The 20943-nt window shown below is 71.4% G+C and carries 19 protein-coding genes; 5 read left to right on the top strand and 14 right to left on the bottom strand.

The genetic code is table 11. The features are described 5' to 3' along the window. Positions 1 to 8: 8 nt before the first annotated feature. Entirely contained in the window at positions 9 to 1136 is a 1128-nt protein-coding gene (locus Q9R47_RS19985; protein ID WP_311234863.1) for a two-component system response regulator, read from the top strand. A 40-nt stretch (positions 1137 to 1176) separates the two neighbouring features. Here Q9R47_RS19985 and Q9R47_RS19980 read toward each other — a convergent pair whose 3' ends face one another. The 9 genes from Q9R47_RS19980 to Q9R47_RS19940 all read right to left on the bottom strand — a co-directional run bounded on the left by Q9R47_RS19980 (position 1177) and on the right by Q9R47_RS19940 (position 11049). Further along, complete coding sequence (locus Q9R47_RS19980) at positions 1177 to 2355, bottom strand: glycosyltransferase (protein WP_311234862.1); 1179 nt, start codon at positions 2353 to 2355, stop codon at positions 1177 to 1179. Beyond that, on the bottom strand, positions 2352 to 4046 hold the full coding sequence (locus Q9R47_RS19975; RefSeq protein ID WP_311234861.1) for an ATP-binding cassette domain-containing protein: 1695 nt from the start codon (positions 4044 to 4046) through the stop codon (positions 2352 to 2354). Before Q9R47_RS19975 ends, Q9R47_RS19980 begins: the two co-directional genes overlap by 4 nt. Then, positions 4040 to 4954, bottom strand: coding sequence for a glycosyltransferase (locus tag Q9R47_RS19970; RefSeq protein ID WP_311234860.1), 915 nt, complete (start codon positions 4952 to 4954; stop codon positions 4040 to 4042). Before Q9R47_RS19970 ends, Q9R47_RS19975 begins: the two co-directional genes overlap by 7 nt. Then, complete coding sequence (locus tag Q9R47_RS19965) at positions 4951 to 6138, bottom strand: hypothetical protein (protein WP_311234859.1); 1188 nt, start codon at positions 6136 to 6138, stop codon at positions 4951 to 4953. Before Q9R47_RS19965 ends, Q9R47_RS19970 begins: the two co-directional genes overlap by 4 nt. Continuing rightward, entirely contained in the window at positions 6138 to 7106 is a 969-nt protein-coding gene (locus Q9R47_RS19960) for a glycosyltransferase (RefSeq protein ID WP_311234858.1), read from the bottom strand. The genes Q9R47_RS19965 and Q9R47_RS19960 overlap by 1 nt, the downstream gene beginning before the upstream one ends. A 346-nt stretch (positions 7107 to 7452) precedes the next feature. Beyond that, positions 7453 to 8394, bottom strand: coding sequence for an inositol monophosphatase family protein (locus Q9R47_RS19955; protein WP_311234857.1), 942 nt, complete (start codon positions 8392 to 8394; stop codon positions 7453 to 7455). 138 nt (positions 8395 to 8532) lie between these two features. Then, positions 8533 to 9327 (bottom strand): ABC-2 family transporter protein, encoded by a 795-nt coding sequence (locus tag Q9R47_RS19950; protein ID WP_311234869.1) that lies wholly within the window; start codon positions 9325 to 9327, stop codon positions 8533 to 8535. 16 nt (positions 9328 to 9343) lie between these two features. Beyond that, positions 9344 to 10180: an ABC-2 family transporter protein gene (locus tag Q9R47_RS19945; RefSeq protein ID WP_311234856.1), complete on the bottom strand. Its 837-nt coding sequence runs from the start codon at positions 10178 to 10180 to the stop codon at positions 9344 to 9346. Positions 10181 to 10191: 11 nt separating this feature from the next. Further along, complete coding sequence (locus Q9R47_RS19940; protein ID WP_311234868.1) at positions 10192 to 11049, bottom strand: ABC transporter ATP-binding protein; 858 nt, start codon at positions 11047 to 11049, stop codon at positions 10192 to 10194. Positions 11050 to 11403: 354 nt separating this feature from the next. On the opposite strand from Q9R47_RS19940, the gene Q9R47_RS19935 reads away from it, so the two are divergent. The 3 genes from Q9R47_RS19935 (at position 11404) to cysE (ending at position 14919) form a co-directional block, all read left to right on the top strand. Then, positions 11404 to 13056, top strand: a complete 1653-nt coding sequence (locus tag Q9R47_RS19935) for a trehalose-6-phosphate synthase (protein ID WP_311234855.1) — start codon at positions 11404 to 11406, stop codon at positions 13054 to 13056. 155 nt (positions 13057 to 13211) lie between these two features. Further along, positions 13212 to 14075, top strand: a complete 864-nt coding sequence (locus tag Q9R47_RS19930) for an RNA methyltransferase (RefSeq protein WP_311234854.1) — start codon at positions 13212 to 13214, stop codon at positions 14073 to 14075. A 49-nt stretch (positions 14076 to 14124) separates the two neighbouring features. Continuing rightward, entirely contained in the window at positions 14125 to 14919 is a 795-nt protein-coding gene (gene cysE, locus Q9R47_RS19925) for a serine O-acetyltransferase (protein WP_311234853.1), read from the top strand. On the opposite strand, the gene mog is transcribed toward cysE, so the two are convergent. Together mog and yjgA are read right to left on the bottom strand one after the other, a co-directional pair. Further along, positions 14897 to 15532, bottom strand: a complete 636-nt coding sequence (gene mog / locus Q9R47_RS19920) for a molybdopterin adenylyltransferase (protein ID WP_311234852.1) — start codon at positions 15530 to 15532, stop codon at positions 14897 to 14899. The genes cysE and mog overlap by 23 nt on opposite strands. After that, the gene (gene yjgA / locus Q9R47_RS19915) at positions 15525 to 16187 is read right to left on the bottom strand and encodes a ribosome biogenesis factor YjgA (RefSeq protein WP_311234851.1); all 663 of its coding nucleotides are present in this window, start codon (positions 16185 to 16187) and stop codon (positions 15525 to 15527) included. Before yjgA ends, mog begins: the two co-directional genes overlap by 8 nt. 64 nt (positions 16188 to 16251) lie before the next feature. Here yjgA and pmbA point away from each other — a divergent pair, with 64 nt between their 5' ends. Then, entirely contained in the window at positions 16252 to 17706 is a 1455-nt protein-coding gene (gene pmbA, locus Q9R47_RS19910) for a metalloprotease PmbA (protein WP_311234850.1), read from the top strand. Positions 17707 to 17756: 50 nt separating this feature from the next. Here pmbA and Q9R47_RS19905 read toward each other — a convergent pair whose 3' ends face one another. From Q9R47_RS19905 to Q9R47_RS19895, 3 genes are all read right to left on the bottom strand, one after another. Next, positions 17757 to 18335, bottom strand: coding sequence for a DUF4303 domain-containing protein (locus Q9R47_RS19905; RefSeq protein WP_311234849.1), 579 nt, complete (start codon positions 18333 to 18335; stop codon positions 17757 to 17759). Between the two features lie 235 nt (positions 18336 to 18570). Beyond that, positions 18571 to 19374, bottom strand: coding sequence for an HpcH/HpaI aldolase/citrate lyase family protein (locus Q9R47_RS19900; protein ID WP_311234848.1), 804 nt, complete (start codon positions 19372 to 19374; stop codon positions 18571 to 18573). Positions 19375 to 19432: 58 nt separating this feature from the next. Continuing rightward, entirely contained in the window at positions 19433 to 20929 is a 1497-nt protein-coding gene (locus Q9R47_RS19895; RefSeq protein ID WP_311234847.1) for an NAD-dependent succinate-semialdehyde dehydrogenase, read from the bottom strand. Between the last annotated feature and the right edge of the window lie 14 nt (positions 20930 to 20943).

Raw genomic sequence — 20943 nt, 5'->3', positions numbered from 1 at the left:
GAAGCCGCATGGACACCACCCCGTCCTTCGAAGAACATGTCCTCAAAGACCGGACCATCGCCACGGTGCTGGTGGTGGACGACACGCCCGACAACCTCGCGCTGATGTCCACGCTGCTGCGCGACCATTACCTCGTCAAGGTCGCCAACCACGGCGAGAAGGCGCTGCGCATCGCCCAGTCGGACACGCCGCCCGACCTCATCCTGCTGGACATCATGATGCCCGGGCTCGACGGCTACGAGGTCTGCCGCCAGCTCAAGGCGCATCCCGTGTCGCGCGACATTCCGGTGATCTTCCTGACCGCGCGCAGCACCCCCGAGGATGAGCGCAGGGGCCTCGCCGCGGGCGCGGTGGACTACATCACCAAACCGATCAGCCCGCCCATCCTGCTGGCGCGCGTGCACACGCACCTGGCGCTCAAGGCCACCGCCGACTTCCTGCGCGACAAGAGCGCCTACCTGGAGCGCGAGGTGGCGCTGCGCACCCTGGAGGTGCAGGCGATCCAGGACGTGACCATCATGGCCATGACCTCGCTGGCCGAGACGCGCGACAACGAGACGGGCAACCACATCCGGCGCACCCAGCTCTACGTGAAGGCGCTGGCCGAGCGCCTCGCGCGGCACCCGCGCTTCGAGGCCGTGCTGAACGACCGCATGATCGATCTGCTCTACAAGTCCGCGCCGCTGCACGATATCGGCAAGATCGGCATTCCCGACAGCATCCTGCTGAAGCCGGGCAAGCTCACGGCGGAAGAGTTCGAGGTCATGAAGACCCACACCACGCTCGGCCGCGACGCGATCGAGAACGCCGAGCGGCGCCTGGGCATGCGCGTGGCGTTCCTCAGCGTGTCCAAGGAGATCGCCTACAGCCACCAGGAGAAGTGGGACGGCTCCGGCTATCCGCTGGGGCTGGCGGGCGACGTGATTCCCGTGTCGGCGCGCCTCATGGCCGTGGCCGACGTGTACGACGCGCTCATCAGTCGCCGCGTCTACAAGCCCGCGTTCTCGCACGAGCAGGCCTGCACCACGATCGTGAAGGGCCGGGGCAGCCATTTCGATCCCGACATGGTGGATGCCTTCGTCGAGCTGGCGGAGGATTTCCGGCAGATCGCGCTGAAGTACCCGGACCCGGAATGACGCCCGCGGGGCCGTTCATGGATGTCGTCGGCCGCGCGGCTCAGCATGCCGGGGCGTGCGACGCGGCGTACCAGTCCCGGCCCGCGGCGCCCAGGGCTGCCCGCAGCGCCGGCTCCGCATGCAGGCGCAGCACGGCCTGCGCGCATTGCTCGGGAGTCTCCGCCGGCAGGTAGTGGAGCCCGGGCACCAGCCGCAGTCCGCGCGCGGCCTCGGCGCTCGCGACCACCGCCATGCCCCGCGCCAGGGCCTCCAGCGTCTTCAGCTTGGTGCCGCCACCCGCCAGGACGGGCAGCAGCGCCACCGTGCAGGCCGCGTACACCGGCTCCACGTCCGGCACGTCGAACCAGGGCCGCACGCCCTCTGCCGCCTGCAGCCGTGCGCGCAGCCAGTCCGGCGGGCGGGCACCGGCGACGTGGAGGGTCCACGGCGCTGCCAGGCGTGCGCGCAGCAGCGGCGCCAGCCCTTCTGCCAGCAGCAGCGCGGCTTCCTGGTTGGGTGGGTAGTCCAGGCTGCCGACGAACACCATCTGCATCCCGCCAGGCGCGGCGGCGCCTGCGCAGGCGGGCAGCGGCAAGGGCAGCCGGTTCGGCCGCACGGCGGCGCCGGGAAAGGCGGGGAGGTCTTCGTGCGCGGCCAGCCAGCAGGCGTCGTACCCGGCCGGGATGCGGCGCTCGATCGCGCGGTACTGCAGGGATTCCCGCCACGCCAGCGCCGCGTCGAGCCGCCGGCCCATGCGCCACTGGGCGCCCGCGGTGCTGCGCATCGTGGCCGAGTCCCAATCGTCCAGGTCGAGTTCCGCCCGCTGCACCGGCAGCCCGGCGCGCAGCCGCGCGGCCACGCCGTGGAGGTAGAGCCGGAACACCACCAGCCGCGCGACCGGGCGGCCGCCGATCGTCCGGACCATCGCCGACAGCGCCGGTGGATGCGCCCTCGGCAGGTGCCAGTGGGCGATCGTGCCGGGCCGGTGGGCGCCGAGCCCCGGCAGCAGCCAGCCCAACCGCCGGGCCCACGGCGCGGGCGGCTCCAGGTCGTCCGCACCGGCCCAGGCGCGCACGCCCGGCGGCCAGCCCGCCGTGGAGCCGGGCGCCTGCGGTGTCCAGACGTGCAATTCATGGCCGGCTGCGAGCTCCTGCATCCAGTCCCAGGCGCGCAGGGCGCGTCCGCTGCCGCCCGGCCGCGGCCAGACCGGGCTGAGCAGGACGGCCACGGGCCGCGTCATGCACGCACCTCCGCGTCCAGGCGCCCGCCCCGCAGGCGCCACACCGCCTGGGCGAAGCGCAGCGATGCTTCGCGGTGGGTGATGAAGAGCACGGTGGTATCGGGCAGCGCGGTGCGCAGGGCGCCGAACAGGGCGGCCTCGGTGGTTTCGTCCATCGCCGCGGTGGCCTCGTCCAGCAGCAGGAGGTCCGGCCGGCGGTACACCGCCCGGGCGATCGCCAGCCGCTGCCGCTCGCCGCCGGAGAGCTGCAGCGAGCCCGCCGCCGGATCATGCCCGGCCAATTGGGCCACCGCCAGCGCCGCCCGCACGTCCCCGTCGCGCCCGCCGTCCATCCCGAACACCACGTTCTCGTGCAGGCTCGCATCCAGGATCGCCACATGCTGCGGCACGTAGGCGATGCGCGGCGGGACGCCCGCGGGCGTCTGCCAGAGGACCCGCCCGCGGGAGCGCTGCAGTCCGGCGACGACGTCCAGCAGCGTGCTCTTCCCGGTTCCCGACGGCCCGGCCAGCGCGATCCAGGCCGGCCGTGCCACCTGCACCGAAACGTCCCGCAGCACGGGCTCCGCATGGCCCTCGTGCATCACCTCGACGCCCTCCAGCCGCAGCGCGGGAGCGCCCGGGCACGTGTCCATGGCCTTCACCTCTCGGCGCAGGGACGCCGCGCGTTCCAGTTCCTCGCCCACCAGCCGGATGTTCAGCGCCGCGCCCCGCAGCGATGTGCGGATGCTCAGCAGCTGCATCATGGCCGGCAGCAGACTGCGCGCCACCACCGCGTAGAACACCAGGTAGGGCAGCAGCCCGCCCAGCGGGCGGCCGCTCCAGGACCACACCAGCACGCAGCCCAGCACCACGGTGAATGCCAGGTAGTCCAGCGCCACGCGCGGCAGGACGGGCATGAACGCCAGCCAGCGGTTGGCCCGGGCGAGTGAGTCCAGTTGCCGGTCGATGCCCCGGACCACGTAGCTTTCGGTGCCGTGGGCGCGCAGCTCCTGGAACGCGTCGAGGGCCTCGCCCATGCCCAGATGCCAGCGGCGCTGCGCCTGCTCGCGCGCCTCGGCTGCCTGCTTCTGCCGGTGGCCTGTGAAGCGGTGGACGGCGCCGTTCAGCGCCACGAAGGCCGACGCCAGCGCCAGCGACACCACCGGGTTCACGGTGAGCATCAGCGCGGTGAGCACCAGCACGATGAGGCCGCAGGCGATGGCGGAGGCGGCCTGGGTGCAGGCAAATGCCGCATCCAGCGCCGTGGTCGCGCAGCGGCGGAAGTAGTCCCGGGGGTTGCGCTGGCGGTAGCCGTTCCAGTCCTGGACGAGGTAGGCCTGCAGCAGCCGCAGCACGGTGTGCCGCTGCACGTCCTGCTGGAAGCCCGTCACCCGCCACTGCAGCACCATGTCGGCCAGCATCTTGACCGACATGAGCGCGAGCAGCAGCAGCGAATACGCCATCACCGGATCGGCACCTGCAGAGCCTGCGATCCGTCCCACCACGCCGCACTGGCGCGTGCCCAGGCAGTCCATGTAGGGCAGTGCCGCGGCCGCCACCAGCATCTCCAGCAGCGAGAACACCGCACTCAGCACGCCGATGCGGTGCAGCGTCCGCCGGTGCTCCGGCACCAGGAAGCCCTGCACGTCGCGCTGCAGCGCGAACACGTCGGCGACCAGCGACCGCAGGCCGCGCCAGGCCCGGCCTACCATGCGCGGCTCCAGGCCTCGCGCAGTGCGCGCAGGGGATGGCGGCACTCTTCCTGGAAGGCCGCCCACTGCTGGCGCCGCCAGTCCGCCCGGTCCGGATGCAGATCCTGCGGCAGGAAAGGCCGCGCCAGACGCGCATAGGTGGTGCGCGCGAACGCCACGTACTCGGGCGTCAGCCGGCCGGCATGGAAGCGCGAGAAGTCGCGCCGCGCCGGCGACCACCACAGGTGGTTCCACAGATGCAGGCTGCGCGCTTCGGGGGGCAGGGGACGGTCGCGCAGGAACAAAGCGTCGATGCGCTCGGGCCGCCAGTCGAAGGCGTAGAACGAGGTCTCGGGCTCCACATGGAGCGCTCCCGGCATGCGCTGCGCCAATTGGTAGGGCAGCAGCGTCGAGTGCCCGCTCCAGCTGCCGTCGAAGCGGTCGGCCATGCCGGACAGCCAGGCGCGGCAGTACGGATCGCCGGCCGGCGCCGCGATCCACGCATTGCAGTAGGAGGGCTGGGACGGATCGGGCGAGCGCTCCTCGCCGAGCACGCAGGTGCCGCGCCGCCACAGGTCTTCGGGCAGGGGGCGCACGAACAGCGTGTCGATGTCGGCATAGACGCCGCCCTCGGCAATGAGGGCCTGCAGCCGCACGAAGTCGGCGGCATGGGCGTAGCGGTAGCGCGCCACCTCCGGATCGGGGTACCGGAAGGTTTCCACCAGCTCGCAGCGCTCGGCACGGCGCAGTTGCAGCGCGGGCCGGATGCGGTCCCACCAGGGGCCCCAGGGCTCGTGCTCGTAGTGCAGCACCACCGAATCGGGACGTTCCACCGCCAGGCACGAGGCCAGGCACAGGTAGTACATCAGGTGGAAGGGCTCGGTCTGCGGTTTGAGGCCGAACACGAAGTGGAAGGTGCGCGGGATCATGCCGGGCGCTCCAGTGCCGTCCGCAGCGCCGCGAGCACCCGCTCCGCGGCGAATTCCGTGCGGACGTGGGCCGCCAGTCGCTCGCCGCGCGCGCGTGCGGAGGCCGGGTCCGCGGCCCATGCCCGCATGCAGCGTCCGGCCTGCGCCGCGTCGGGCTCGGCCCACGCATCGCGTGGCGAATAGCCCCGGGCCCACAAGGGCTCGTGGGCCGGCACCATCCGGTAGTCGAGCAGGCAGGCCAGTTCCGGCGGCAGGAAGTCGGTCTGCCCGCCGTGGCCGGTCATCACCACCGGATTGCCGCTCCAGGCCGCGTCGAACGCGCCCAGGCCCCAGCCTTCCGTGCGCGTCATGGACACGAAGGCATCGCCCAGTGCGTGCAGCGCACGCAACTCGCCGTCGGTCAGGTCGTCGTCGTCGATCACCTGCCACGGCGCGGGCGCGGGGTATTCCGCCGCCAGCGCCGCCGCGCTGCGCGATGCGCGCGGATGCTGCCGCCGCCAGCCGGAGCGCCAGTGGCGGCTCCAGCGCGTCAGGTCCCGGGAGGACGTCTTGAGGACCAGCGCGACGGGATCGGCGCTGGTGAAGGTATCGAGGTAGGCGCGCAGCAAGCGCTCCATGCCCTTGCGTTCGCTCCAGACGCCGATGCCGTAGAACACGAAGCGGCCTGCCAGCGCCTGCGGGCCGCCCAGGCGGCGCATGAGCGAGGTACGGCCCGTGGGATCGGCAACGGCACCGCCGCGGAACTGCGACAGATGCGGCACCACATGGATGGGCACGGTGACGCCGCCACGGCGGAACACCGCCACGTTCCACCGGCAGGGCACGATCACCGCATCGAGCCGGTTCAGCAGCGCCGGCCAGTGCGCTGGCAGGCGCTCCAGCTCCCAGACCGTGTAGCCGACGACGCGCCGGCCGGCGGCCCGTTCGGCATCGAGCCATTCGGGGTAGTACTCGGGCACCGTGTGCAGCAGCACGGTGTCGTAGTCGAGCGGCCGGTGCGCCAGGGGTCGCAGGTCGTCCTCCACCACCTCGTGGGCCGCCACGGGCTGGTAGCGCGCGCCGGGGCAGCGCAGCGGCGTCCATTGCAGCGGCACGCCCGCTCCGGCGAGCGCGCGCAGGTAGCCTTTGGCGGCGGCCGCGTAGCCGGTCGTGTCCGCCGGCGAGACGTACCGGAGCCCGCGCATCAGCCGCCGCCTTCCCGGCGCGCCGCCCGGGCGTAGCGCCACGCGCCGACGCAGACACCGGCGATGCGCGCCGCATGGGCGATGCTGACCCAGCCGCGGAACACCAGCGTGTGCAGCCCGGCCGAGCCCAGCGTGAGCACCACCCAGCGCAGCGTGTGACCGCCGAAGCGCCGCACGACGAACGCACCGTCGCCCTGCGCGTAGCGGTAGAAGCGCTGTGCCGCCCAACGGTTCCACGGAGGGATCTTGTCGGGGTGCTCCATCTGGATCGCCGGATCGAAGCGCGCCCGCCAGCCGCTGCCCTCGCGCAGCATCCGGTCCACCAGCTCCACGCCTTCGGCGGCCGGGAAGGGCGCGCCGGGCCCGAAGCGGGTATCGAAGCCGCCCACGGCCAGGAACAGCGCGCGCTCCGCGAACAGCGTGGCCTCGGTCAGGCAGGCGAACATGTTCCAGCGGTCGAAATCCCCGGCCGCCCGGCGCCAGCGCAGCACCGACGGCCGCTGCTCGGCGGTCACGGTGCGGCCCGTGGCGATGCGCACGCCGTTCATCGACAGCACCCGCCGCGCCGCGGCGAGCGTGTCCGGCTGGTAGCGGCAGTCGTCGTCGGGGAACCCGATCCACCGGCCCCGCGCCAGCGCCGCGCCCGCGTTGCGGGCCGCAGAGGCCCCGCGCGCGGGCAGGCACAGGCGCCGTACGTGGAGCCGGCCGGCGAAGCCGTCGATCACCCGCGCGAGGTGGTCGCCCTGCGTCTGGTCGGCCACGATGACCTCGAAGCTGCGCTCGGTGCTGTTCGCCAGGCTGTCCAGCAGGGCCTGCAGGAGTGCGCCGTCGGGATCGATGGTGGCGACGACGAGCGAGAAATCCGGCGCCGCGCTTGAAGCGGGGCCACCGGGCGGGGCGCCGGACGGCGCGGGACGGGAAACGGAGGCCGGAAAGGCTGTCGGGGAAGCGGGGGAGGGGACGGACATGGATCGTGGGACGGGGCATCGGCTGCCTGCACGCCCGGGCGGGGGCGTGGCACCGGACCGGCAGCCGTCCGCTCGACGCTGCCGATGGCCCCGGATGAGGGACGCGGCGCAGCGGAGCCGAACGGGGAAGCGTGGAAGCCCGATCCTGCCAGAAACCGCCGACTCAGCCGTACCCTATTCCCCACCGCTGGCACGGTACGGCAGGCCGCATTCGCGGTTTTCCTCGGTGCGGAAGGCGCCGGACCCCGCGCCGTGCGGCGCGGGCCGCGGGCGAGCCCCGCAGGCGCCGCCGCCCAAGCCGCTGGCGCGCCCGGCGGCTTGCGTGACGGCGATCGCCTTCTTCGTGTCAGAACGGCGCGCGCGGCGCCTCTTCGCTGCCGTCCGCTTCCGGAGCCTGCGCCGCTTCCGGCTCCGCAGCGGGCACGCCCGCCGGGGTGTCGCTCTGCACGGCCTGGCGCACGGCGGCCTTGTCGCCGGCGCTCGCGAACTTGCTGTACTTGGTCAGGATGGGCACGAGCTGGCCGTAGATCCGGGGCGAGGCCGCGAGGCATTCGCGCTGCTCGAGGAAGTCGGCTTCGCCCGTGAAGTTGCCCACCAGCCCGCCGGCCTCGGTCACCAGCAGCGAGCCGGCGGCCACGTCCCAGATCGACAGGCCCGTCTCGAAGAAGCCTTCGGTGAAGCCGGCCGCCACGTAGGCGAGATCCAGCGCGGCGGCGCCGGGGCGGCGCAGGCCGGCCGTGCGCTGCATCACGTCGGACATGATGTGCAGGTAGGTCTTGAAGTTGTCGCCCGGGCGGAACGGGAAGCCGGTGGACAGCAGGCTTTCCTTCAGCTGCGTGCGCTTGGAGACGCGGATGCGCCGCTCGTTCAGGTAGGCGCCGCGGCCCTTGGTGGCCGTGAACAGGTCGTTGCGCGTCGGGTCGTAGATGACGGCCTGCTCGACCTTGCCGCGCACCATGAGCGCGATGCTCACGCAGTAGACGGGAAAGCCGTGGATGAAGTTGGTGGTGCCGTCCAGCGGATCGATGACCCAGATGAATTCCGAATCCTTGGCGCCGTACTGGCTGCCCGACTCTTCCGCCAGGATGCCGTGGCCCGGATACGCCGTGAGCAGCGTCTCGATGATCGCCTGCTCGCTCGCGTGGTCCACCTCGGTCACGAAGTCGTTGATCTGCTTCTGCGAAACGCGCACCGCCTCGACGTCGAGCGCCGCGCGGTTGATGATGGCGCCGGCGGCGCGTGCGGCCTTGATGGCCACGTTGAGCATGGGATGCAGATTGGACGACATGAATTGTGGTGAAGGAGCGGCCGCCGGGGCGGAAAAAGGAATCGCCCGGCGATGCGGGCGTGATGGCCGGGTATTTTAGCGCCCCTGCGGAATTCCTTCAGCGGCCTGCCCGGGTGTCCGGCACGGAGGCCGTCTCAGCTAGCTGCCCGTGGAAGCGTAGCGCCGCAGCCCCAGGCGCCAGAAGAACGACGATGCCGCGAGGAACGCGAAGCCCGCGAGCGGCGACACCCACCCGACCCACGCCGGCGCACCGAGCGGATCGGGCCGGCCGAGCAGGGCCAGCACCGGGTAGTAGGCCACGCAGGCGAGCGGCACCGCGAAGGTCAGCAGCCACCGGAACCAGCGCGCGTAGATCGCGAGCGGATACTGCGCCGCCTCCACCCCGCCGTAGGTCAGCACGTTGGCGATCTCCAGGCTCTCCACGGTCCAGAACGACAGCGCGCCCTGCAGCACCAGGATGCCCAGGAAGAGCGCCACGCCGCCCGCCACCGCGAACACCGCCAGCGCCACCGCCGGGACGCTCCATGCGACACCGGCCTGCGCCGCGCCCCAGGCCAGCACCGCCAGCCCCTGCAGCAGCCGGCCCAGCCGGCTGATGCGCACGTCGTGGCCCATCAGTTGCAGCCAGACCGGGCGCGGCCGCAGCAACAGCCGGTCGAAGGCTCCGGTGCGCAGGAATTCCGTGCCCAGCACGTCGAACCCCCGGCCCAGCGCGTCCGCGATCGCGAACATGCAGTTCACCAGCCCGTAGAAGACCGCCACCTCGCCGATGCGCCAGCCCTGCACGTCGCCGAAGCGGTGGAACAGCGCCCAGACCGCGGCGACCTCGATCCCGGTGACCAGGAACTGGCCCAGGGTGAGCATCAGCGCCGATCCCGGGTAGCGCGCCTGCCCGTTCAGCGAGGCCCGCGCGAGCCGCAGGAACAGTGCCATCGATCCCGTGCGCACCTCAGCCACCCTGCACTTCGAGGCGGCGCATCGTGCGCGCCATGCAGGCGCGGCCCAGCAGCACCAGCAGCAGCGTCCAGAGGCCCTGCAGGGCCAGCGCCGCCAGCGCATCCAGCCCGGCGAGGCGCCCGAAATAGATCCGCGCCGGAATGTCCACCACGCCCGCCAGCGGCTGCAGCAGCAGCGCCGCCTGCCAGGCGTCGGGCAGCAGCGCCAGCGGCAGCAGGTTGCCGGAGAACACGATCACCACCGGTGCGGCCAGCGTGTTGATGCCGCGCTCGTTGAGCGCGGCGGCGGTGGCCACGTTGAGCAGCATCACCAGGGAGGTCGAGAGCAGCAGGGCCAGCAGCAGCGCCACCGCGAACGCCGCCAGGGCGGCCCCTCCGGCCGGCGGCTGCAGCCCCCAGGCACCCAGGCCCGCCAGCGGCAGGGCCACGCCGGTGAACGCCGCCATCATCGCCATCCGCGGCAGCACGCGCGCGGCCGTCCAGCCGGCGGAGCGGGCGAACCAGAAGATGTAGGCATCCACCGGCCGCAGCCGGTCGTAGGCCACCGAGCCCGTGCGCACGGCCTGCGCGATCTCCGGGTCGCTGCCCCAGGGCAGCAGCGCGAACAGGCCCTGCGCCAGCCAGACGTAGGTGATGGCCTGCTCCAGCGACAGGGGCGCGGGTGCCTGCGCGGCTGCCGCGCTGCCGTAGAACGCGGCCAGCACCATCGCCTTGATGCCGCCCCACCAGCACTGCGTGGCGAAGCCCGCCCAGGCAGCGGTGCGGTACTGCAGCATCACCAGAAAGCGCGACACGAAGGCCGCCATATAGGGCCGCATCACCATGGACATGTGCGCGGCCCTCAGCCCTCGGCCGCACCGTGCAGCGCGTAGAAGCGCGCGATCACGGCCTCGATCGCCGGGTCGTCGTCCGCGTCGGGGTCGGCGGTCATGCCCTCGGCACGCCGCGCGGCGGCGACCTGCGCGCGCAGCGCCTCCACCGGCCCGTCCGCCAGCACGCGGCCATGCCCGATCACGATCACCCGCCCGGCCAGCGCCTCGATGTCGTGCATGTCGTGCGTGGTGAGCAGCACCGTGGTGCCGCGCTCGCGGTGGGCGCGCCGCACGAAGTCGCGCACCGCCAGCTTGGAGGGCGCGTCCAGCCCGATCGTGGGCTCGTCGAGGAAGAGGATGTCCGGCTGGTGCAGCAGCGCGGCGGCGATCTCTGCGCGCATGCGCTGGCCCAGCGACAGCTGCCGCACCGGTTGGTCGAGCACGCGCTCCAGGTGCAGCAGCGCCACCAGCTCGTCGCGCGTGCGCTCGAAGCGGTGAGCGTCCACGCGGTAGATGTCGCGCAGCAGCGCGAAGCCGTCGCGCACGGGCAGGTCCCACCACAGCTGCGTGCGCTGCCCGAAGACGGCGCCGATGCGGCCCACGTGCCGCTCCCGGTCGGCGAACGGATCGCAGCCGTCGATGAGGACGCTGCCGCCGTCGGGCCGCAGGATGCCCGCCAGGATCTTGATGGTGGTCGACTTGCCGGCACCGTTCGGGCCGATGAAGCCCAGCATCTCGCCGCGCTGGAGTTCGAACGACACGCCCGAGAGCGCTTCCACCGTGCGGTAGCGCGGGCGCACCAGCGCCCGCAGCGCGCCGGACACGCCGGGGTCGCGTTCGTGCACGCGGTAGGACTTGCGGAGCTGGTGGACGACGATCTGGGCCATGGCAGGGGGCGCGAATGCTACACGATGCATGGCGCCATGGGCTCCTTGGCTTTCCGGCGTGCGGGGCGGTGCCGGGCGGGAGTGGACCCGTGCACGAAGCACTGGCTGAAAAAGCGAAGGTTTTCGGATTTTCAAAAATTCTGCGCCGCATGTGATTCAAAAATGCTTTGCAGATAATCTTCTGCCCGGAAGGAAATAAACTGCATTCATCGGTTTCCGGAAGGTCTGGAAACGTTCTTCACGGTCCCGGGTGTTTCGCCGCAGCCCATCTCCACTGCAGGGCGCAGTGCGTACGGCGATGGCGCCGCGTTCGGCACCCACGGGGCCGCCATTCAGAAAAAGGAATATCCATCCATGGTTCGATCTATTTCCCATGCGTCCCGCCATTCCGGTGGCGTCCGCTCGCCGGCGCAGGACGGGGCTGCCGCCGCAGCGCAGTCCGCGCAGGAGCGCGAGCGGTCGACGGCCGGCGCGGGCCAACAGCCGGGCGGGTTGGCCCGGCGCCGCAAGCGCGCCCGGGACGCCGCGGCGGCTCCGCAGCCCGGCCTCCCGCAGGCGCCCTCGGCCGATGGCCGCCTCGTCGTGGTGTCCAACCGGATGGTGGATCCGTCGAAGGCCGCCGCAGGCGGAGTCGCGGTCGCGCTCGCCGACACCATGCACGGCAACGAAGGCCTCTGGATGGGCTGGAGCGGAGAAATCGGCGGAAGGCCGGGTACCCCGAAAATCAGAACCCAGCCCTTCGGAAAATCCACCCTGGTGGGCATGGATCTCAGCCGGGCGCAATTCAATCATTATTATTCCGGCTTCTACAATTCGGTGCTCTGGCCGGTCATGCAGAACAGCGCGCAATGGGCGGATCTGAAACCCAGCCATTACGGCGTCTACCGGCAGGTGAATCGGATATTCGCCTCCCAGCTCGCGCCGCTGCTGCGCGACGACGATGTCCTCTGGATCCACGACTGCCATCTCATCCCGCTGGCCGAAGAGCTCCGCAAGCTGGGCTGCCGACAGCGCATCGGCTTCTTCAACCACAGCCCGTTTCCGGCGCCGGACGTTTTCAAGGCGATCCCGCAGCACGGGGAACTCATGCAGTCCCTTTTCAGCTACGACCTCGTGGGCATGCAGATCCCCAGGGACGTGGACCACCTGCGCGAGTACGTGCGCGCCGAGCATGCGCAGGAGGCCGAGGACGGAAAGACCCTGCAGGCCTACGGCCGGCGCATCCAGCTCGAGCACTTTCCCATCGGGATCGATTTCCAGAATCTCATGGAATTGAAGCCGAATGCCGATTCCGACTGGATCCTGGACAAGGTCCGGGCCGAGAAGGACCAGGGCCGGATGCTGATGGTGGGCGTGGAGCGGCTGGATTACGCCAAGGGCATTCCCGACCGGCTGTCCGCGCTCGGGGACCTGCTGGAGCGCCGCGCGGACCTGCGCGGGAAGGTGACCTTCGTGCAGATCGGCGCCCCGTCCCGGCAGAACGTGCAGGCCTATGCGGACCTGGCGCGCAACACCCGCAAGCTCGTGGACGCAATCAACCAGCGGTACGGAACCGAGTCCTGGCAGCCCATCCTGTACATCGACCAGTCGGTCCAGCGCAATGCGCTGCCGGACATCTACCGCATGAGCCGGGTGGGCGTGGTCACCTCCGTGGCGGACGGCATGAACCTGGTGTCCAAGGAATATGTGGCCACGCAGGATGCAAAGGACCCCGGCGTCCTGGTGCTGTCCGAAGGAGCGGGGGCTGCCTACCAGCTCAAGGACGCCATCCAGGTACCGCCGTCGAACCTGCAGGCCATCACCCGTGCCTACGAGCAGGCCCTGTCCATGGGGCCGGAAGAGCGCAGGGAGCGCCATGCCCGGTTGCTGGACAACGTCAGGACCGAAGACCTGACCCGGTGGCGCTCGAATTACCTCTCCGCCCTGCGCTCGGTTCCGACGGCGGCTCCGGGTGACGGCAGCTCCGTGTCCGGGCGGGATGCGAAGCGGGGGCGCTCCTCGGCCTGACGGCGCCGGTCGCAAGCCGGCGCGCCCGGATGCGCGCCGGCTGCGGGTCCCTTGCGCTCAGCGGCGGCGGGCAGGGCCGGGTGCAGCACGGCGGTGCGGCGACAATCGCGGGTTCGTTCCGTCCCACGCTGTCCGCCTGCCTGCCGTACTTCGCCATGAAAACCCGCTTCATCCTCATCCAGACCAGCCACGCCGGCAACGTCGGCGCCGCCGCGCGCGCCATGAAGACCATGGGCTTCGGCGACCTGGTGCTGGTCGCCCCGCGCTGGGCCAACGTGCTGCGCCGCGAGGAAACCATCCAGCGCGCGAGCGGCGCGCTCGACGTGCTGGAGAACGCCCGCATCGTCGAGACGCTGGACGAGGCCCTGGACGGCATCAGCCACCTCTGCGCCACGGCGATGACGCCGCGCGATTTCGGCCCGCCCACGCGCTCGCCGCGGGAACACTTCGAATGGCTGCTGCAACAACGCCGGCCCGGGATGGACGCACCGGCCGAGCCCAGCCCGCTGGCCGAGCTCGCGCTCGAAGGCGCCGCGCCCGTGGTGCCGCCCGTGGCAGCAGGGCAGGAGGATCCCGGCGGCGATGGCGCGGCAGGCGCGGCCGGCGGCGAGAGCGGTATCGCCTTCCTCTTCGGCTCCGAGCGTTTCGGCATGGCCAACGAAGACGTCTACCGCTGCCACGTCGCGCTCTCCATTCCCACCAACCCCGGCTTCGGCTCGCTCAACCTGGGCGCGGCGATCCAGGTGATCGCCTACGAGTGGCGGCTCGCCCTGGGCGGGTTCCCGGTGCGCGACGCCACGCCGGCCCCGTCCCGGGCCGACGCGGCGCAGGTGGCAGGCATGCTTGCGCACTGGGAGCGCGCGCTGGTGGACATCGGCTTCCTCGACCCTGCCGCGCCCAAGAAGCTCATGCCGCGCCTCAACCAGCTTTTCAACCGCGCGCAACCCACCCCCGAGGAAATCCACATCCTGCGCGGTGTCGCCAAAGCCATGTCGGAAGCGGCGCAGGCGAAGCGATAGACTGCACGGCTCTTTTCGTGCAGAGCTTATTCAAAAGCCTCGACTCCCCATGCTTGCCCGCCTCCGCTCCGACATCCAGTGCATCCTCGACCGCGACCCCGCGGCCCGCAGCACCTGGGAGGTGGTCACCTGCTACCCCGGCCTGCACGCCATCTGGCTGCACCGTCCGGCGCACTGGTGCTGGACGCACGGCCTGAAGTGGCCGGGGCGCTTCATCTCGCACTGCGCGCGCTGGCTCACGGGCATCGAGATCCATCCGGGCGCGAAGATCGGCGAGCGGGTGTTCTTCGACCATGCCATGGGCGTCGTGGTCGGCGAAACCGCCGAGATCGGCGACGGCTGCACCATCTACCAGGGCGTGACCCTGGGCGGCACCTCGCTCTACAAGGGCGCCAAGCGCCATCCCACGCTGGGCCGCGACGTCGTGGTGAGCGCGGGTGCGAAGGTGCTGGGCGGCTTCGAGGTCGGCGATGGCGCCAAGATCGGCAGCAATGCCGTCGTCATCAAGCCCGTGCCCGCGGGCGCGACGGCGGTGGGCATCCCGGCGCGCATCGTTCCCTCCAAGGCCGGGCAGAGCGCCGACGTGACCGAGGCCAGCGCGCCCCGGTCCGCGCCGCGCACCTTCTCGGCCTACGGCGTGACCCAGGAGGACGACCCGCTCTCGCAGGCCATGCGCGGCCTGATCGACAACGCGTCGTCGCAGGAGCGCCAGATCGCGCTGCTCTGGGCCGCGATCGAAAAGCTCTCGCATGCGGCCCCGCAGGCGCGCGACTGCGTGCCCTGCGACGCCGCCCGCAACGAGCAGTTCGAGGCCGAGAAGCTCAACGCGCTGGTGGGGAAATAGGGGCTTCGGGCCGCGCCGGCCGCCGCGCGTCCTTGGGCCGGAACGCCTTGCAGACCGACTCGCGCGCTTCCAGGTAGGGCCCGCCGATCAGATCGATGCAGTACGGCACGGCCGCGAAGATGCCGGGCACGACCGTGCCGCCATCGGCGTCCTTCAGTCCTTCGAGCGTCTCCGCGATCGCCTTGGGCTGGCCCGGCAGGTTGACGATCAGGCTGCCGTGGCGGATCACCGCCACCTGCCGCGACAGGATGGCCGTGGGCACGAAGCGCAGGCCGATCTGGCGCATCTGCTCGCCGAAGCCCGGCATTTCGCGGTGCGCGACGGCCAGCGTCGCCTCGGGCGTGACGTCGCGGGGCGCCGGACCCGTGCCGCCCGTGGTCAGCACGAGGTGGCAACCCACGGCGTCCACCAGGTCGATGAGCGTGGCGCTGATGCGCTCCTGCTCGTCGGGAATCAGCCGCTCCTCGAACTGCACCGGGTTGTGCAGCGCGCGCTCCAGCCACTCGCGCAGCGCGGGCAGGCCCTTGTCCTCGTACACGCCGCGGCTCGCGCGGTCGCTCACCGACACGATGCCGATGCGCACCGGCTCTGCTGCGGGAAGGGCCTCAGGCATCGCGTTCTGATTCCTCATGGCGGGCGTGGAGGGCCGCTTCGTCCATCTGCTCGCGCACCAGCTGGAACAGCTCGCGGTAGGCGCGGCCCTTGCGCGGGGCCAGGCCCTGGGAGACCTGCACGTTGGCTTCCTTGCCCTCGGGCGCGTCCTTGCGGGCCTGGCGGATCAGCGCGCGCAGCTGCTGGGTGTCGGTGCGCGGGAAGCGCTCCATCCAGACGGGCAGGGCGCCGTCGTCGGCGATCAGGCGTTCGCGCCACTGCTCGGCCTCGTGCAGCGCGAGCTTCTCCGTGGCCGAGCCGTTGTGCTGCTCGTCCAGCGCGGCACGCGCGGCGACGACCAGCGACGGATCGAGCTGGCGCATCAGCTTGCCCACGTACTGCATCTGCCGGCGCTTGCCTTCGAAGTTGGTGATGCGGCGGGCCTCGGCCAGCGCGTCCTGCAGCTTGTCGGGCAGCTGCAGGCGCGCCTGCAGGTCGCTGCGCAGCGTCAGCAGGTCCTGGCCGAGCTGCTGCAGCGCATCGCTCTCGCGCTTCATATCGGTGCGGCTGGCTTCGGTCGTGCCTTTGAGCTCGGCCTTGAGCTGCAGGTCCAGTTCGCTGCCTTCGGCGACGAAATGGCCCTTCACGAAATAGCCTTTTTTGGGTTTGCGGGACATGGAAGAGGGGACAAAAGGGGCCCCTGGGCGGGGGCGGAAGGCGGCAAGTATCATAGCCGGCGATATGAAGACCACCCGCCCCCGTACCGCAGCCCGCGCCGCTGCCCCTTCCGTCCGCTCCTCCGCTCCCGCGTCCGTGCCTGCCGGCGGCGATGCCGGCAACGGCTTCAGCTACAGCCGCGGCGTGTTCGAGGAGCTGGTGGACCGGGCCCTGGCCCACGCGCTGCGCCTGGGCGCCACCGACGCGGGCGCCGAGGCCTCCGAGGGCTGCGGCCTGTCGGTCAGCGTGCGCAAGGGCGAGCTGGAGACGGTGGAGCGCAACCGCGACAAGTCCCTGGGCGTTACCGTCTACTTGGGCAATCGCCGCGGCAATGCCAGCACGTCGGACTTCTCCGAGCGCGCCATCGAGCAGACCGTGCAGGCCGCCTACGACATCGCGCGCTTCACCGCCGAAGACCCGGTGGCCGGCCTGCCGGACGTGGCGGACGTGGCCGCCCCCGGCACCCACCGCGAGCTGGACCTGTTCCATCCCTGGGCCATCACCAGCGAAGAGGCCGCGCGCATCGCGCTCGAATGCGAGGAAGCGGCCCTGCGCACGCACCGCCGCATCACCAACAGCGAAGGCGCCGGCGTCTCGGCCCAGCAGAGCCATTTCTTCAGCGCCCACACCCACGGCTTCCGCGGCGGCTACGCGAGTTCGCGCCACAGCCTCTCGGTGGCGCCCATCGCCTCGCTGCCGGGCCGCAATGCCGAAATGCAGCGCGACGCCTGGTACTCCTCCATGCGCGACGCGGCCGAGCTGGCGTCGCCCGCAGCCGTGGGCCGCTATGCGGCCGAGCGCGCCCTGAGCCGCCTGGGCAGCCGCAAGATCCCCACGACCGAATGCCCGGTGCTGTTCGAATCGACGCTCGCCTCCGGCCTGCTCGGCGCCTTCACCCAGGCGGTGAGCGGCGGAGCGCTCTACCGCAAGAGCACCTTCCTGCTCGATGCGCTGGGCCGGCGCGTCTTCCCCGACCACATCGACATCGCCGAAGACCCGTTCATCGCACGCGGCAAGGGCAGCTCGCCTTTCGACGAGGAGGGCGTGCGCGTGGCACCGCGCAAGGTGGTGGACGCCGGCGAGGTGCAGGGCTACTTCCTCAGCACCTACTCGGCCCGCAAGCTCGGCATGCGCACCACGGGCAATGCCGGCGGCTCGCACAACCTCGCGCTCACCTCCCGCCTCACGCAGGCGGGCGACGACCTCGATGCGATGCTGAAGAAGCTCGGCACCGGCCTCTTCGTGATCGAACTCATGGGCCAGGGCGTGAACTACGTGACCGGCGACTATTCGCGCGGCGCGAGCGGCTTCTGGGTCGAGAACGGCGAGATCACCTTCCCGGTGCACGAGATCACCATCGCGGGCAACATGAAGGACATGTTCCTCGGCATCGAGGCCGTGGGCGCGGACGCCTACAACTACGGCGCGAAGACGATCGGCTCGGTGCTGGTCAACCGGATGAAGGTCGCGGGCAGCTGAGTCGTTCGCGGCGCCGCGGCGGTGGCTCGGGGCCGCCACCGCGGGCTGTTTCAGTCCGCCCAGGTTGCGGCCCATGCTCCGAACCGCTGCTGCACATCGGGGCCGTTCAGCCGGGCGATGCGGTCGCGCAGCACCGCGGCGGTTTCGTCGCCGTCCGATACCGTGACCAGCAGCATGAGCCGCGGGTCCGCGAACGCGGGATCTTCCGCGCGCAGGCGCTCCAGCACCTGCACGAAGGTTTCCAGCAGTTCCTCGCGGAAAGCCTCGAACGCCGTGGAGTCTTCTTCCGGTTCGTCTTCCAGCGCCATCACGTGCGTGCGCACCCGGGTGCAGAGGGCACCGAAAGCCGGTTCTGCGCCTTTGCCCTCCATCGGCCATTCGGTCGGGCTGAAGCGGTAGAAGTCGGCCTCGTCCGGGTTTTCATCGGCGAGCGTGTGCAATTGCCGCTCCGTGGCCAGGGCCGGGCAGACCGTCATGGCACCGTCGTCGGTGTACAGCGCGAAGGCACGGACGGGATCGTCGCCGCAGCGTGCGGAGATCTCGGACAGGGCCGCGCGGCTGGCCGCCGCGATCTGATCGGCGAGTTCGGTGAAGTCGAAAGGTGGGCGGAGGGAAGGACCTGAAGGCATGCGGACCGGATTCTGAACGAGGGGAGTGTGCGGGACGTGGCAGGGCAGTGGCCGCCGCCTCCGGTCCATGATAGTGGCGGGACACGGCCTCCCGCCGTGACCAGGCCCTCCGGTGTGTTTCAGTGTGCACGCCGCAAGCCCTCGCGGCCGCGAGGCCTGGGGTGCGGACCCCGAGGTCCACCGGATCGCCTGCCCTACATTCATGGCGATGAGGTACCGCGACCGTACCGCCGATTCAATAGGCCGCGTTGGGTGCCTGCGGCGCGACAGCGTCCGCTCCCTGGAACTGCGCCCGCAGCCGCCTTGCAGCCCCCACGAACATCAGCACGTCCACCCCCACCGCCACGAAGGTGCAGCCCAGGTCGAGATAGCGCTGCGCCAGCGCCGGGTCGGAGGTGAGCGTGCCCGCGGCCTTGCCGCTCGCGACGATGGTGCGCATGGCGTCCTCGATCGCGGCCTGCACTTCCGGGTGGCCGGGGTTGCCGCGGTGGCCCATGGAGGCCGCCAGGTCCGCCGGGCCGATGAAGACGCCGTGCACGCCCTCCACCGCGCAGATCGCGGGCAGGTGGCGCAGCGCGGTCACCGTCTCGGCCTGCACGAGCAGGCAGACCTCGTCGTCGGCCACGGCGAGGTAGTCCGCCCGGCCGCTCCACTGCGACACGCGGCCCACCGCGCTACCCACGCCGCGGATGCCGTGCGGCGGGTACTGCGTGGCGGCGGCGATCGCGCGAGCCTGCTCGGGCGTATCCACCATCGGCACGAGCAGCGTGCGCGCGCCGATGTCCAGCACCTGCTTGATGAGGGCGGTGCTGCCTTCGGCGATGCGCACCACGGGTTGCGAAGGGTAGGGCGCGACGGCCTGCAGGGCGCCCAGCGTGCTGCGCAGGTCGTTGGGCGCATGCTCGCCGTCGATTAGCAGCCAGTCGTAGCCGGTGGTGGCGGCTGCCTCGGCCAGGTAGGGGTCGGCCATGGAGAGCCAGAGGCCGATCTGCGGACGGCGGGCGGCGAGGGCCGCCTTGAAGGGGTTGTGTGCGGGCATGGACTATTTCGGTTCGGATGCGGTGGTCGGTCGGGGACGGCGAAGCGGTCCAGCCGAATCAGCCGAGTCCGCCCTGGCAAAGGTACTTGGTGTGCAGGTAGTCGTCCAGCCCGTGGGTGGAGCCTTCGCGGCCATAGCCCGACTCCTTCACGCCGCCGAACGGCGCGGCCTCGGCCGCGAGCGCGCCCTCGTTGATGCCGACGATACCGCTCTCCAGCGCATCGGCCACGCGCCAGATGCGGCGCACGTCGTTGCTGTAGAAGTACGCGGCCAGGCCGAAGGGCGTGTCGTTGGCGGCGGCGATCACTTCCTCTTCGCCGTCGAAGACGGTGAGCGGCGCCACCGGGCCGAAGGTCTCCTCGCAGGCGCAGGCCATGCTGGCGTCGGCGCCCGTGAGCACGGTGGGCGCGTAGTAGTGGGCGCCCAGTGCCTCAAGGCGCCGGCCGCCGGTGAGCACCGCCGCACCGCGGGCCACGGCGTCCTGCACATGGCGCTCGATCTTCTCGACGGCGCGCGCGTTGATCATCGGGCCGATCTGCGAGGCCGGGTCCGTCGCCGGGCCCACGTGCAGGGCCTGCACGCGGGCAGCGAGCTTCTGCGCGAAATCATCGTGCACGGCGCGGTGCACGAACACGCGGTTGGGGCACACGCAGGTCTGCCCGCCGTTGCGGAACTTCGCGGCCATGAAGCCATCCACCGCCGCATCCACGTCGGCATCCTCGAACACGATGAAGGGTGCGTTGCCGCCCAGCTCCAGGGAGAGCTTCTTGAGCGTATCGGCGCTGCGGCGCGCCAGGTGCTTGCCCACGGGCGTGGAGCCCGTGAAGGTGATCTTGCGCACGCGCGGGTCGTCGAGCCATGCATCCACCACCGCGGGCGTGTGCTCGCGCGAGGCGGTGACGATGTTGAGCACGCCCGGCGGAATGCCTGCTTCCTCGGCCAGGGCGACGAGCGCGAGCGAGGTGAGCGGCGTGTCTTCCGCGGGCTTGCAGACCACCGTGCAGCCGGCGGCGAGCGCGGGGGCGATCTTGCGCGCGATCATCGCGGCGGGGAAGTTCCACGGCGTGATGGCGGCCACCACGCCCACGGGTTCCTTGAGGGCGAACATGCGCCGGCCCGGCACGGGCGCGGGGATGACCTCGCCGTTCATCCGCGTGGCCTCTTCGCCGAACCATTCGATGTAGCTCGCGGCATAGGCGACCTCGCCCTTGCCCTCCGCCAGCGGCTTGCCCTGCTCCAGCGAGATGAGCGCGCCGAGCCCGTCCTGGCGGGCCAGCACGAGATCGTTCCAGCGCTTGATGAGGGCCGCGCGCTGCTTGGCCGGCACGTGGCGCCAGGCGGCGAAGGCCGCGTGGGCGGCATCGGTGGCGGCGCGCGCGTCCTCGGCGCCGCCGTCGGGCACGTGCGCGATCGCGTCGCCCGTGGCCGGGTCGGTGACGGCGAAGGTCGCGCCGCTGGCCGCCGCCCGCCAGCGGCCGGCAATGCAGAGCTGGCTGCGCACCAGCGGGCGCGCGGCGGAGAGGGGGGAGGCAGGCGAGGAAGAGGAGGTGGTCATTTCGCGCAGGAAAA

Source organism: Acidovorax sp. PRC11 (assembly GCF_031844105.1).
Classification (GTDB): domain Bacteria; phylum Pseudomonadota; class Gammaproteobacteria; order Burkholderiales; family Burkholderiaceae_C; genus Paracidovorax.
This window is presented reverse-complemented; position numbering and strand designations above follow the sequence as displayed.